This window comes from Clostridium sp. CTA-5 (assembly GCF_054768135.1).
In genome coordinates, this window is sequence record NZ_BAAAAT010000001.1 from 484735 (window position 1) to 498275 (window position 13541).

At 27.8% G+C, this 13541-nt stretch carries 11 protein-coding genes and 1 pseudogene; 11 read left to right on the top strand and 1 reads right to left on the bottom strand.

Annotated features, from left to right (window positions below; translation table 11 throughout):
* The first annotated feature begins 8 nt into the window (after window positions 1-8).
* From ACYUET_RS02150 to ACYUET_RS02180, 7 genes are all read left to right on the top strand, one after another.
* A complete protein-coding gene (locus ACYUET_RS02150) occupies window positions 9-521 on the top strand; it encodes a cob(I)yrinic acid a,c-diamide adenosyltransferase (RefSeq protein WP_460277549.1) in 513 nt (170 codons plus the stop codon).
* Window positions 522-538: 17 nt separating this feature from the next.
* A complete protein-coding gene (locus ACYUET_RS02155) occupies window positions 539-964 on the top strand; it encodes a GlcG/HbpS family heme-binding protein (protein ID WP_460277550.1) in 426 nt (141 codons plus the stop codon).
* A 131-nt stretch (window positions 965-1095) separates the two neighbouring features.
* Window positions 1096-2253 (top strand): iron-containing alcohol dehydrogenase, encoded by a 1158-nt coding sequence (locus tag ACYUET_RS02160; RefSeq protein ID WP_460277551.1) that lies wholly within the window; start codon window positions 1096-1098, stop codon window positions 2251-2253.
* 134 nt (window positions 2254-2387) lie between these two features.
* Window positions 2388-3098, top strand: coding sequence for an MIP/aquaporin family protein (locus ACYUET_RS02165; RefSeq protein WP_460277553.1), 711 nt, complete (start codon window positions 2388-2390; stop codon window positions 3096-3098).
* Window positions 3099-3555: 457 nt separating this feature from the next.
* The gene (locus ACYUET_RS02170; protein WP_460277554.1) at window positions 3556-4272 is read left to right on the top strand and encodes a CoA transferase subunit A; all 717 of its coding nucleotides are present in this window, start codon (window positions 3556-3558) and stop codon (window positions 4270-4272) included.
* Between the two features lie 11 nt (window positions 4273-4283).
* A complete protein-coding gene (locus ACYUET_RS02175; protein ID WP_460277555.1) occupies window positions 4284-4937 on the top strand; it encodes a 3-oxoacid CoA-transferase subunit B in 654 nt (217 codons plus the stop codon).
* A gap of 64 nt (window positions 4938-5001) precedes the next feature.
* Window positions 5002-5985: a patatin-like phospholipase family protein gene (locus ACYUET_RS02180; RefSeq protein ID WP_460277557.1), complete on the top strand. Its 984-nt coding sequence runs from the start codon at window positions 5002-5004 to the stop codon at window positions 5983-5985.
* Between the two features lie 148 nt (window positions 5986-6133).
* On the opposite strand, the gene ACYUET_RS02185 is transcribed toward ACYUET_RS02180, so the two are convergent.
* Window positions 6134-9703 (bottom strand): transglutaminase domain-containing protein, encoded by a 3570-nt coding sequence (locus ACYUET_RS02185; protein ID WP_460277559.1) that lies wholly within the window; start codon window positions 9701-9703, stop codon window positions 6134-6136.
* Between the two features lie 417 nt (window positions 9704-10120).
* On the opposite strand from ACYUET_RS02185, the pseudogene ACYUET_RS02190 reads away from it, so the two are divergent.
* From ACYUET_RS02190 to ACYUET_RS02205, 4 genes and pseudogenes are all read left to right on the top strand, one after another.
* A pseudogene (locus ACYUET_RS02190) lies at window positions 10121-10387 on the top strand (HI0074 family nucleotidyltransferase substrate-binding subunit); the annotation flags it as partial.
* A 269-nt stretch (window positions 10388-10656) separates the two neighbouring features.
* The gene (locus ACYUET_RS02195) at window positions 10657-11796 is read left to right on the top strand and encodes an AlbA family DNA-binding domain-containing protein (RefSeq protein ID WP_460277560.1); all 1140 of its coding nucleotides are present in this window, start codon (window positions 10657-10659) and stop codon (window positions 11794-11796) included.
* Between the two features lie 202 nt (window positions 11797-11998).
* Window positions 11999-12256 carry a hypothetical protein gene (locus ACYUET_RS02200; protein WP_460277561.1) on the top strand — a complete coding sequence of 86 codons (258 nt, stop codon included), beginning with the start codon at window positions 11999-12001 and terminating at the stop codon, window positions 12254-12256.
* Window positions 12257-12319: 63 nt separating this feature from the next.
* The gene (locus ACYUET_RS02205) at window positions 12320-13261 is read left to right on the top strand and encodes a sugar-binding transcriptional regulator (protein WP_460277563.1); all 942 of its coding nucleotides are present in this window, start codon (window positions 12320-12322) and stop codon (window positions 13259-13261) included.
* The last annotated feature ends 280 nt before the right edge of the window (window positions 13262-13541 follow it).

Sequence of the window (13541 nt, forward strand, 5' to 3'; positions counted from 1 at the left end):
GTTATATTATGAAAATTTATACTAAAACAGGTGATAAAGGAACTACCGCTTTATATGGTGGCAGTAGAGTAGATAAAGATAGTTTAAGAGTTGAAGCATATGGAACTATTGATGAAGTTATTTCATTTATTGGATTGGCTTATGCTGAGAGTGAAGATAAAGAAGAGAAAGCTGCACTTGAAGAAATACAAAGAAAATTATTTGTATTAGGTGCAGAACTTGCTAGCGATGAACAAGGATTTACATATTTAAAAGAAGTAATAACAGATGAAGATATAGAAAAACTAGAAGTTTTAATAGATAAATATATGAATATTGCAGGACCTTTCAAAGGATTTGTAACTCCAGGGAAAAATAAAATGTCAGCAGCTTTGCATGTAGCAAGAACTGTAGCTAGAAGAGCTGAAAGAAGAATTGCTACACTTTGTAAAGAAGAAGATGTGCGTGAGCAGGTTAAAATGTATGTAAATAGATTATCAGATGTTTTATTTGCATTTGCTAGATATGAAGAAGAAAAATAGTTTAGGAGGATGAAGATATGAAAAAGTTAAATGAAATTAAACAATTAAGCTTAGAAATAGTTAAGGAAATGGCTAAAGCAGCTGAGGAAAAAGCAGCTAGCATGAATGTACCAGTAATTTTTGCAGCAGTAGATGCTGGAGCAAACTTAATGTTAATGCACAGAATGGAAGATGCTTTCATAACAAGCATTGATATAGCAATAAACAAAGCTTATACAGCAGCATGTTTAAAACAAGGAAGCCATGGAATAGCTGAATGTGTACAACCAGGACAAAGTCTTTATGGACTTCAACTTACAAACAATTGCAGAATCGTTCCATTTGGTGGTGGACTACCAATAATAGTTGATGGGAAAGTTGTAGGAGCTGTTGGAGTAAGTGGTGGAACTGTAGAAGAAGATATGGCTATAGCTCAAGCAGCAGTAGATGCTTTTAATAAGTAAAAGACATCTAAAATATAATTTCTATATAAGATATTTAAATTTAAATATCTATAGTATTAACAATGCAAATATATTTTAAATTAATATATAAAAGATTAAATATATAATTAACTAATTAGGAGGAATTTACAATGAGAATGTACGATTATTTAGTACCAAGCGTTAACTTTATGGGCGCTGGATGTGTAAAATTAGTAGGAGAAAGATGTCAAATATTAGGCGGTAAAAAAGCCCTAATAGTAACAGATAAATTCTTAAGAAACATGGAAGGTGGAGCAGTAGAATTAACTGTTAAATCATTACAAGAAGCTGGAATAGAAGTTGCATACTATGATGCAGTTGAACCAAATCCAAAAGATACAAACGTTGCTGATGGATTAAAAATATTCAAAGATGAAAACTGTGATATGATAGTTACAGTTGGAGGCGGAAGTGCTCATGACTGTGGTAAAGGTATTGGTATAGTTGCTACTCATGAAGGAGATCTTTATGAATATGCTGGAATAGAAACTTTAACTAAGGCTCTTCCACCAATAGTTGCAGTTAATACTACAGCTGGAACAGCAAGTGAAGTTACAAGACACTGTGTTATAACTAACACTAAAACTAAAGTTAAATATGTTATAGTTAGTTGGAGAAACTTACCATTAGCTTCATTCAATGATCCAGAATTAATGGTTAAAAAACCTGCTGGTTTAACAGCTGCTACAGGAATGGATGCATTAACTCATGCTATCGAAGCTTATGTATCAAAAGATGCAAACCCTGTAACTGATGCTGCTGCTATACAAGCAATAAAATTAATATCAAACAACTTAAGACAAGCAGTTGCTTTAGGTGAAAACTTAGTAGCAAGAGAAAACATGGCATACGGTTCATTATTAGCTGGTATGGCATTCAACAATGCTAACTTAGGATATGTTCATGCTATGGCTCACCAATTAGGTGGATTATATGATATGCCACATGGAGTAGCTAATGCTATGCTTCTTCCACACGTTGAAAAATACAACTTAATATCAAACCCACAAAAATTTGCTGATATAGCAGAATTCATGGGAGAAAATATACAAGGATTATCAGTTATGGAAGCAGCAGAAAAAGCTATCGATGCTATGTTCAGACTTTCAACTGATATCGGAATTCCTACAAGCTTAAAAGAAATGGGAATAAAAGAAGAAGATTTCGAATACATGGCTGAAATGGCATTAAAAGATGGAAATGCATTCAGCAACCCAAGAAAAGGAAATGAAAAAGATATAGTTGAAATATTCAAAGCTGCATTTTAAGATAATAAAAAAGTAGATTAATACATAACTATTATGAAAACCCCTTTACTTTTAAAGGGGTTTTTTAAATGAAATTATATAAATTCATAAGATAAATTAATAAAAAAACATAAGATTTTAGGAGGACTAATATAATGAACATGACAACATTTTTTGCAGAAATGTTTGGAACTTTAATATTAGTATTATTAGGAGATGCTGTTGTAGCTAACGTAATACTTAAGAAAACAAAAGGTTACAATTCAGGATGGATGGTTATATCAAGTGGATGGGCTGTAGCTGTTGCAATTCCAGTATATATGTTTGGAAATATTAGTGGAGCACATTTTAATCCAGCAGTTACAATAGCATTAGCTACTGTTGGAAAATTTGCATGGGCTGATGTTCCAATGTATATAGTTGCACAACTTATAGGAGCATTTATAGGAGCTACGTTAGTTCTTATTTCTTACTATAATCATTTTGAAGCAACTGAAGATCAAGCTACAAAATTAGGAGTGTTTTGTACAGCACCAGAAATAAGAAAACCTATATTCAACTTTATAACTGAGTTTGTAGGAACATTCATATTAATTTTTGCAATAATGGGAGCAACAGCTCAACCATTTGTAAATGGAACTCAGCCAGTAGCTATAGGAGTAATAATATTAGCAATGGGATTATGTTTAGGTGGTCCAACAGGATATGCGATAAACCCAGCTAGAGATTTAGCACCAAGACTTGCTCACTTTTTATTGCCAGTACCAAATAAAGGTACTTCAGATTGGGGCTATGCATGGATACCAGTAGTAGCACCAATAGTAGGAGCAATAGCGGGAGCTTTAGTTTACGTAAATATATTCTAGGATTTGTTTTAATAGAGTGCTTATGTATGAATAAGTAAAGTGAACTAAGTAATTCAACTTCAGTTATTAAATATAGGAATATATATTTAGTACAGAGTTTAGAATTTAATATGATGAATGAGAGTCTATATAATGTAGGCTCTTATTTTTATACAAAAATTACATATCCTTAACTCAAGAAAATTATAAAACATGCTGGATAAGATGGCTGAATAAAAGTAGCTATTTTATCCAGCATTTTTAATTGGTAGGTTTTTTACTAATGAAAGGATGAGTTATATTAATTAATAGAAATTTAAGATTAACGATAAACGTCAGATATATAATAAATTATTTAGGATTATTAAATAAAATTGTAATAAAAATTATCAGGTAATAATAATAATAATATAAGAATTAAACTTCTAAGATAGAAAGAGTTATTTTAGATTAAAAAATTTTGGAGGTGTATAAAGAAATGACAAAGATTAGAACAATACAAGAAGCAGTAAAAAATATTAAAGATGGAATGAAAATTATGACAGCAGGTTTTTTAGGAATAGGTGCGCCATTAAAGATGATAGATGCATTATCAGAAACAAATGTTAAGAATCTTACACTTATTCAAGCTGTATCGGCTCAATCAGGAGAAACTCACGATGTTGGCAAGCTTGTAGCAAATAAACAAATAAAAAAGTTTGTAGGTTCACATATCGGAACTTGTCCTGAAATACAAGAACAATACAATGCAGGTACATTAGAAGTGGAATTTATACCTATGGGAACTATAGTAGAATGTATAAGAGCTGGTGGAGCTGGACTTGGTGCAGTTATAACTCCAACTGGTCTTGGAACTGAAATTGAAAAGGGAAGAGAGAAACTTACTATAGATGGAAAGGAATATTTAGTGTTTCCAGCAATAAAGGCAGATGTTGCATTAATAAAGGGGTATAAAGCTGATAAACTTGGAAATATCGTATATAGAGGAACAACTAAAGGAACAAATACAAATATGGCACTTGCAGCTGATTTAGTTATAGCTGAAGTAGATGAAATTGTAGAAGTAGGCGAAATTTCACCTGATAGTGTTGGAACACCAGGAATATTGGTAGATATAATAGTTCAAGGCGACTCTTTTGAAGAGAGAAAAAAATATTTTGAAGATTTATGGATAAGAACTAACAAAATGAAATAGGGGGAGAAATCATGAATAGTAGAGAGATAATTGCAAGAAGAATCGCAAAAGAGTTTAAAGAGGGAATGGTTGCTAATTTAGGATTCGGTATACCTAATATGGCTGCAAACTATTTGCCAGAAGGAATGGAAATAATACTACAATGTGAAAATGGTGCATTGAAGTTTGGTGCAACTCCAAGTAGAGGTGAGTCTGATCCTGACTTAGCCAATTCTGGTGGATCTCCAATTACTTTATTAAAAGGAGCATCAACATTTGAAATGGATTTATCTTTTTCGATAATAAGAGGTGGACACGTTGATATAACTGCATTAGGTGCTTTAGAGGTTGATCAAGAAGGAAATATTGCAAATTGGAAGATACCAGGAGTTTTTGCTCCAGGTATGGGTGGTGCAATGGATCTTTTAGTAGGAGCAAAATATGTAATAGCTGCTTTAACTCATAATGATAAAAAAGGAAATTCAAAAGTGCTAAAGAAATGCAAATTACCTTTGTCAGCTAAAAAGTGTGTTGATCTTATAATTACTGATAAAGCAGTTATGAAGGTTACAGATAAAGGATTAGTATTAATGGAAGTGGCACCAGGTTTAACTGTTGATGAAGTAGTAAAAATCACTGATGCTGATTTAATAATAGCTGATGATGTTAATGAAATGGAAATATAATATGTAGATAAAAAGATGAATTAATACTTCTATTAGTGAGATATTAATAATAGAGGTGATAAAAATGCTAAAATGTGATGCGGTCTTTCAAGGTGGTGGAGTTAAAGGAATAGGTCTAGTTGGTGCTGTAAAAGCTATTGAAAAGAAATATGATTTTGTTAATTTAGTTGGTAATTCAGCAGGAGCAATTGTAGCTTCATTACTTGCAGTGGGATATTCTGGAGAAGAAATTGAGCATGAACTTAAAAATTTAAACTATTTAAAGTTTAAAGATGAAACATTTATTGACAAAATCGGAATTCCTGGTAAGATATTCAGTACAATATTTGAATATGGAATATATGAAGGTGATTATTTTAAAGAGTGGATTGAAAGATTATTTAAAGCAAAAGGGAAAACTACTTTTGGTGATATAAGAATGAGTGATTCAGTAGATGAGAAATATGCTTATAAATTTAGTGCAATTGCATCTGATTTAACAGAGAAAAAGATGATTATAATTCCTCAAGATTTAAAATATTTTGGGCTTAATCCTGATGAATTTAGTATTTCTTTAGCTGTAAGGATGAGCATGAGTATACCTTTCTACTTTGAACCAGTTAAATTGCAAGATAGTACTGGTAAAATTCATTATATTGTTGATGGAGGAGTTTTAAGTAATTATCCAATATGGCTTTTGGATGATGGAAGTAGCAATCCTAAATGGCCCACAATTGGATTTAAGTTTTTTGAAAACACAAGAGAGGTACAACAAAGTAATAAAAATCATACGATTTCATCTATTGTAGAGTATTGTGAAGATTTAATAGATACTATGTTAAATGCACATGATAAACACTATGTTTCTACACTTAAAGGTGATTTAGATAGGACTATTATGATTCCTACTACAATTAATATCAATGGAAAAGATAAAAAAATAAATACAACTTATTTTGAGATTACCGAAGATGAAAGTAATGCTCTTTTATTGAATGGATATAAAGAAGCAGAAAAATTTCTAGAAACTTGGGATTTTGATTCATGGAAAAAGAAGTTTAGAAGTTAAATTTAATATGAAACCCATGAAAATTTAAAATTTAAAATTTAGATTTCCATGGGTATTTTAAATCTATGTTTCAAAACAATACTAACATTTACTTAAAACATAGCCTATTTTAATGTATTTAATATATATATAAGTTATTTTAGGAGTATTAATTCCATAAACCATTTTCATCTATATAATATCCATTTACCCTAGTATTTACTGCTAGTGAACCATTTGGGTTTAAGTAGTACCAATTACCGTAATAATCATTAAACCATCCTGTTTTCATTGAACCATCTGTATTTAAATAATACCAGTTTCCATTAGCATCGTTAAACCAGCCAGTATCCATATGTCCACTATTTGATAGATGATACCATTTATTATTATCTTGTATCCAACCTTTTTGCATTATACCTTGATTATTCATATGATACCATTTGTTATCAGATGTTTTAATCCAGCCTGTTATTGCCTGTCCATTTTCAACATATAGCCAATTGTTATTTATTTTATTCCAATTGTTATTTTTTAAAGATTGCATTTCTGTATTTGATAATATGTATTTGTCTTGGTTTTTAAGTTGTATTTCAACTGAATTTTCTTGAGTATTGTTTATTAGAACTAATTTATTTGTTATAGTATCTAATTTATAAAGATACTTATCTTTACTATTTAGTTTGCTTGTATCTATCTTAAGTGAAGCAGTTTTAGCAGCGTTAGTAGTATCTTCACAAGTAATATAAATAAATTTGTTATTATCTGATTTTAAATCCGCTATAGTTCCTTTTAAACCTTCGCTATTAACTTGATAAATTTCGTCTAAAGAGACTTCTTTATTAATATTGCTAATATTATTGATTTCAATTAATGTTTTTGCTACATTTTTTACTGTATTTACTATTTTTAAATTTGATGAATCATTAATATTAATTTTAGTGGAATTATAAGTATCATTTTGAGTGTTTGCATCTAGTTTGTTTTCAGATGAGTCTCTACTACTAGATCCACCACCTGATGAACCACCACCTCTTGAATTTCCACCTGATGAAGTATTATTATTTGGTTTCACAGGATTTATTACTTCTGGAGCCTTTTCTTTTAAATTATTTATAGCTGTTTGTAAATTAGCTAGTGCATTATCAACATCAGATTGAGTTATATCATCTCTATCTAATATATCTTTAGCTTGATTTAATGAATTTAAAAATAAATTCCAAGTTTCATCTGTATAATTACTTTTTAACTTATATTTATTATTGCTATATAGTGCTTGTAAGTTAGATTTATTAGGTTTTATTACATCATGAGCCTTTTCTTTTAAATTATTTATAGCTGTTTGTAAATTAGCTAGTGCATTATTAACATCAAGTTGAGTTACATTATCTCTATCTAATATATATTTAGCTTGATTTAATGAATTTATAAATAAATTCCAAGTTTCATCTGTATAATTACCTTTTAATTTATATTTATTATTGCTATATAGTGCTTGTAAATTAGATTTATTAAGCTTTATTACATCATGAACCTTTTCTTTTAAATTATTTAATGCTGTTTGTAAATTAGCTAGTGCATTATCAACATCAGGTTGAGTTATATCATCTCTATCTAATATATCTTTAGCTTGATTTAATGAATTTAAAAATAAATTCCAAGTTTCATCTGTATAATTGCCTTTTAACTTATATTTATTATTGCTATATAGTGCTTGTAAAGTGGATTTATTAAGTTTTATTACATCATGAGATTTTTCTTTTAAATTACTTATAGCTGTTTGTAAATTAGCTAGTGCATTATCAATATCAGATTGAGTTATATCATCTCTATCTAATATATCTTTAGCTTGATTTAATGAATTTATAAATAAATTCCAAGTTTCATCTGTATAATTATCTTTTAATTTATATTTATTATTGCTATATAGTGCTTGTAAGTTAGATTTATTAGGTTTTATTACATCATGAGTCTCTTCTTTTAAATTGCTTATAGCTGTTTGTAAATTAGATAGTGCATTATTAACATCAGGTTGAGTTATATCATCTCTATCTAATATATCTTTAGCTTGATTTAATGAATTTATAAATAAATTCCAAGTTTCATCTGTATAATTACCTTTTAATTTATCTTTATTATCATTATATAGTGCTTGTAAATTAGATTTATTAAGTTTTATTACATCTTGAGATTTTCCATCTGAATTATTTGTTTCTACATCTGTATTGGTATCTTCAGTACTACTTAATTCATACTTTTTAGTTGAATATCTAAGATTAGAACCTGTTTGGCTTTGTCCAAATTTAACATTTAGTTTATTATCTTTTATGTAAAATTGTACTGAATATGATCCGCTTGTAAAATTAAACTCATCACTTAGATTTTTAAAGGTTTCTATTTGACCATTATTTATATTAATTTTTTTAATTTCAAGTTCAGATAAATAATAAATATCTTTATTGTGAGCAGTTAAATTTAACATATTAGTATTTTCAGTTATATTTTGTTTAACTAAAGTTTTATTATTACCGTTTAAATCACATTTCCATAAATCAGTTTTATCTAAATAGTATAATTTATCTTTAATTCTTACAGCACTTTTTTCACTAACGCTACTTCCGTTTACTGTTCTAAATAAATTATCAAAGGTTGTATCAGTACAATTTCCAGGTAATGTAGATGTCCATGGATGTATCTTATGCATTACACTATCTGAACAATTAAAATTTTTATACATAATTTTATTAGTTTCTGGAGTAGGGTCATCCCATGTTAAATCAGTTTGATAGTAATTTCCATCTATATTTACATAATTCCAAGCATGACTATCATTTGTTACTATTCCAGCTTCAATACCATATTCATTTAATAAAAGCATAGTGGCCTTTGAATACCCGTCACAAACAGCTATTTGATTAACAAGTGCACCATACGATGTATGTGAAATATTCGGAACTGTTTTTTTATCATAATTATCTTTGTCATAAGTGCAGTTTTGTGTAATATAGTCATGAATAGCGTATTCTATTTCTAAGTTTGTTGAACAGTTATTTAAATATTTTTGTTTAATATCCTTTATTTTATTATTTAATTCGTTTCTCATTTTAGCTATAACATCATTACTGTATTCATAAGTAATTTTTATATCACATGAATTTAATTGTCCAGAAGATTGATTGTATGTACATTTGCCTAAATTTACAGAAGTTGGACTACAATAGAAAAATTGTGGGTTTTCATACATTACATCAAAATACAAGTCAAGAATTTTATTTGAATTATTTTTTATATCATCTAGATTAACAAGATCTTTTATATTAATGTCTGTTTCATAATTTTCAATTCCACTTTTAATTCGATCTTTAATTTCTTCCTTATTACTTTCGAAAAGACTAAAACTAGTATATCTTTTTACACGTCTATTATTTTGATGTATTTTAGATTTTAAATATTGATCTAAAGTTCGTTCACTATTTTCAATTGTTATAAATTCTTCTTCATTTTTTTCATCAGTTTCATCTATTTTATTATTCTCTATTTCATCAACGAAAGCTGCTGCACCAGTAGTGACTTTAACTTGATTTAATTTTAGAGAATTTTCGGTTGATGAATCAGTACAATTATTAGTATTAATTGTACTATTTGTTTCTTCATCTTTAGCATAAGCACATGTAGTAGTAATGCTTGTAGTAATTGCTAGTGCTATTAAGCTTGAAATAAGTTGATTTCTTTTCTTCATTTAATATATTTCTCCTTTATATTTAAGTTTTTCTATAATAATACATTTTTGGTTTTCAGTATATTTATCGGAAAAGTTAAGTAATTCTTTATAAACAAAACCATATTATGTAGTATAAAAAGCTATTATTGATACAAATTTCTCTGACAAGGAGATTTGTAATTTTAAGAATAAAAAACTGTAAATTTTGATTATGACAATATATTATGAAAGTAAAATAGAATGTATTTTTATGTAGGGGAATGATAATAACTCTAGATTTATTATTTTGAATATTGGTAGAATTAAGAATAGGTTTATTTATTTAAACTTATACAAGAATAGATTTATAATTTACTTATGTTATAATTATAGTAAAAAATTACGCTATGTTTTAAAACACAGCCTAAAATTAAAGGTAATTAATTTGAATTTACTTATGAGTTAACACATAAAACATTAAAAGAATTTTTAATATATTCAGGAGTTACATTAGAAAATTCATTTCCAAGAACTATTTATAAAAAAGCATATGTTAATAATTTAATTTCAGATGATCAAGTATGGATTAATTTATTAGAAGATAGAAATAAAACATCTCATATTTATAATGAAGAATTAGTAAGTGATATAGCAAGTAGAATAGTTAGTAGATATGTTGAAGCTATTGGTGAATTAGTAAGTAATTTAGGAAAAATGATATAACTTTGATAAAGGCAAGAAAAAAATAATTTTTAAGATAAACGGTATTATAAATATTAAATCACTTAAAGAAATATATTATATTAGGCACATGAAATAAAATAATAGCCACAAAATGCATTGTATATTCTGTGTCAGACAAGAAGCAAGTTCAGTTAATGGCAAGCTATTAGCTAAATTTACTGATGCAGTATTAAAATAGACGAGCATACTGTTCTATTATTATTGGTAATGTGTTTTATTAGGGTTCTAATATTTATGTGGAGGATTTTATGGATAAAAGAAAACTTATGTCATTGTTAAAGAAAGAAGAAGGAATAAAATTAGATTATAAATTAAAACTTGATTTTGTTACTGACAGTGGAAAGAAAGAATTATCAAAGGATATATGTGCAATTGCTAATACGGGATATGGGCGTGGATATATTATAGTTGGAATACAGGATAAAACAAAGAAGATAATAGGTATTAAAAGAGATGATTTGTTTACAGAAGAACAGATTCAACAGATTATAACTTCAAGATGTGAGCCACCTATACCTTTAAAGGTTGATTTTGTTTATATAGATAATAAAAAGATTGGAGTAATAACAATTTATGATGTTGGACAGAAGCCTTATCAGATTAGGGAAAATGGAGCTTTTTATATAAGAAGAGGTTCAACAACTGATGTTATGAGAAAACAAGAAATTATAACACTTCTAGAGCAGAATTTGAGTTTAACAATTGAAACGTGTCCTCTTGTTAATAGCAGAATAGAAATGCTTAATATGGATCTTGTAAAAAAATATTTTAGTCATAAAGGAATTGAACTTAATGATGAAAATAAAGAATTTTTACTTCTTTCATCAGGAATAGTATCACAAGAAAGAGATGGCAGTGAGCTTAGATGCACATATGGGGGACTCCTTGTTTTTTCAGATGATAATTATCTTTGTATTCCTAATAATATGATAAAAATTGTGGACAACTTAAATAATGCTTATGGTGATGTTTATATTATTCAAGGTAATCTTTTGGATATGATAGATAAGGCAGAAAAGAAAATATCAGAAATAATTAAAAGTGATTATCCATGTTCAGCCATAACAGAAGCTATAAAGAATGCTGTTCTTTACAGAGAATATTTTGATTTAAATAGAATCATTGAAGTTTTTATAGAAGAGGATAATGTTATTGTTTCAAGCCCGGGAGAATTCATAGATGAAAACATTAATAATGAAAGAACTCATTATAATAAAAGAAATATATGGCTGTATGAAAAACTTACAACTTTAGATGATGAAAAGAGATTTTTAAATAATGGACAAGGGTTTAAACGAATAATAAATGCATTTAAAAATAGAAAAAAAGTTGAGTTTGTAAATTCAATAAGTGAGCATAGTTTTAAAGTAATTCTTCCTGGAGTTTAATATTATCTAAAACTTATAAAGAATTAATGTGATTATAATAAATACGAAAAAGAGTCTATGTAATTTAGGCTCTTATTTTTTTATAATAACATGAAAAGTGTACTTTCAGAATTTTGTTTATAGGAGGAAATTTAGGTACTTTTATAGAATATTATAAGAGTAAAATATTTTATGGGCTAAGTTTATATGAGGGGGATTTTATATGAATAACAAAGAAATAACCAAAGAATTATTTGCTATAAAAGATAAGGATGGAAATTTAACGAATGAAGTTGTATGCGATATTTGTAACAAGAAATTTAGATGGACTGATGGAGTAAATTCTGAAGCTGTTGTGAAATCGATATCTATAATTAGTTACTATAATAAAAATGAAAAACAACTTACCCTAACTGTTACAGCCAAGTGCCCATATTGTAATTTTAGAGCAGAATATAATCAATATTATAAAGATAAGTAATAAGGGTAATATAAAGAAATGTAGTATTTATATAGGGTAAGAAGGAGAGAAAGTGAAAGTTTTATGGATAATGCAAAACAAGAATTGAGTGTAGAAGTGGCAAGACTTTATTATCAATCAGATTATAGCCAACAGCAAATTGCATCACAGCTTGGAATATCAAGATCAACTATATCAAGGCTTCTTAAATATGCCAAAGAAAAAGGTTATGTTACAATTAATATAGTTGATCCGTTTGCTGATTTAGATAAGTTAGCATATAGATTAAAAGAAAAATATGAATTAAATGATGTATGTATTGTTCTTTCACCAAAGAATGATTATGTTTCTATCATGGAATATATCAGTAAGCGAGCAGCAGAATATTTAGAAGAAACTGTGAAAAATGGAGATGTTATTGGAGTAAGTGCAGGAACAACAATGTATGAAGTTGCTAAAAAAGTTAAATATAAAAATGTTAAAGGGATAGAAGTGGTTCAATTACAAGGGTCTGTTACTGATTCAGAAGTAAATATATATACATCAGAAACAGTTTCTATTTTTGCTGAGAATTTGCAGGCAGTTCCAAGATATTTGCCACTACCAGTGATTTTTGATAATTCTAATATAAAACAAATGGTAGAAAAAGATAGTCATATTAAGAATACTATGGAAATGGGAATACAAGCCAATATAGCTATTTTTACAGCTGGTATTGTTGAAGATAGAGAATTGATTTTTCGATTAGGTTATTTAAATGAAAAAGAGAAAACGATTTTAAAGCAAAAAAGTGTTGGCTATATTTGTTCACATTTTTTTGATGAAAATGGTTATATTTGTGATAAAGAAATTGATGATCGTACTATAGCTATATCATTGGATAGCATTAAAGCAAAAGAAAAATCTATTTTAGTCGCAGGTGGCGAACATAAGGTAAAAGCAATCAAAGGAGCATTAAAAGGAAAAATTGCTAATGTTTTGATTACTGATCAATATACTGCCAAACAACTTTTAGAACAACAGTAAGGCTATGTTTTAAAACATAGAGAAAAGTAAAAATAAATATTTTTTTAAATAGAGTTTTAACATGTAAGCACTCTTTTGTAATTGTTTTAATATAAGTAATTGCAAAAGGGTGCTTTTTAATATTCAAAATTAATATTAAAATTCTATGTGAACAAAATTTCAAATAATTATTTACAAATGTTCAAAAGGGCTATATAATAAACAATTGTAAAATTAGTTAAAACATTTAAATGAAACCGAATACAGGTATTTTCAAGTTGTGATGGAAAATATTTTGCTG

What these genes read in the sequence shown, in the direction of transcription:
- ACYUET_RS02185 (WP_460277559.1), bottom strand. Translation starts at nt 9,703, where the DNA reads ATGAAGAAAAGAAATCAACTTATTTCAAGCTTAATAGCACTAGCAATT.
- ACYUET_RS02170 (WP_460277554.1), top strand. Translation starts at nt 3,556, where the DNA reads ATGACAAAGATTAGAACAATACAAGAAGCAGTAAAAAATATTAAAGAT.
- ACYUET_RS02165 (WP_460277553.1), top strand. Translation starts at nt 2,388, where the DNA reads ATGAACATGACAACATTTTTTGCAGAAATGTTTGGAACTTTAATATTA.
- ACYUET_RS02155 (WP_460277550.1), top strand. Translation starts at nt 539, where the DNA reads ATGAAAAAGTTAAATGAAATTAAACAATTAAGCTTAGAAATAGTTAAG.
- ACYUET_RS02205 (WP_460277563.1), top strand. Translation starts at nt 12,320, where the DNA reads ATGGATAATGCAAAACAAGAATTGAGTGTAGAAGTGGCAAGACTTTAT.
- ACYUET_RS02195 (WP_460277560.1), top strand. Translation starts at nt 10,657, where the DNA reads ATGGATAAAAGAAAACTTATGTCATTGTTAAAGAAAGAAGAAGGAATA.
- ACYUET_RS02175 (WP_460277555.1), top strand. Translation starts at nt 4,284, where the DNA reads ATGAATAGTAGAGAGATAATTGCAAGAAGAATCGCAAAAGAGTTTAAA.
- ACYUET_RS02150 (WP_460277549.1), top strand. Translation starts at nt 9, where the DNA reads ATGAAAATTTATACTAAAACAGGTGATAAAGGAACTACCGCTTTATAT.
- ACYUET_RS02200 (WP_460277561.1), top strand. Translation starts at nt 11,999, where the DNA reads ATGAATAACAAAGAAATAACCAAAGAATTATTTGCTATAAAAGATAAG.
- ACYUET_RS02180 (WP_460277557.1), top strand. Translation starts at nt 5,002, where the DNA reads ATGCTAAAATGTGATGCGGTCTTTCAAGGTGGTGGAGTTAAAGGAATA.
- ACYUET_RS02160 (WP_460277551.1), top strand. Translation starts at nt 1,096, where the DNA reads ATGAGAATGTACGATTATTTAGTACCAAGCGTTAACTTTATGGGCGCT.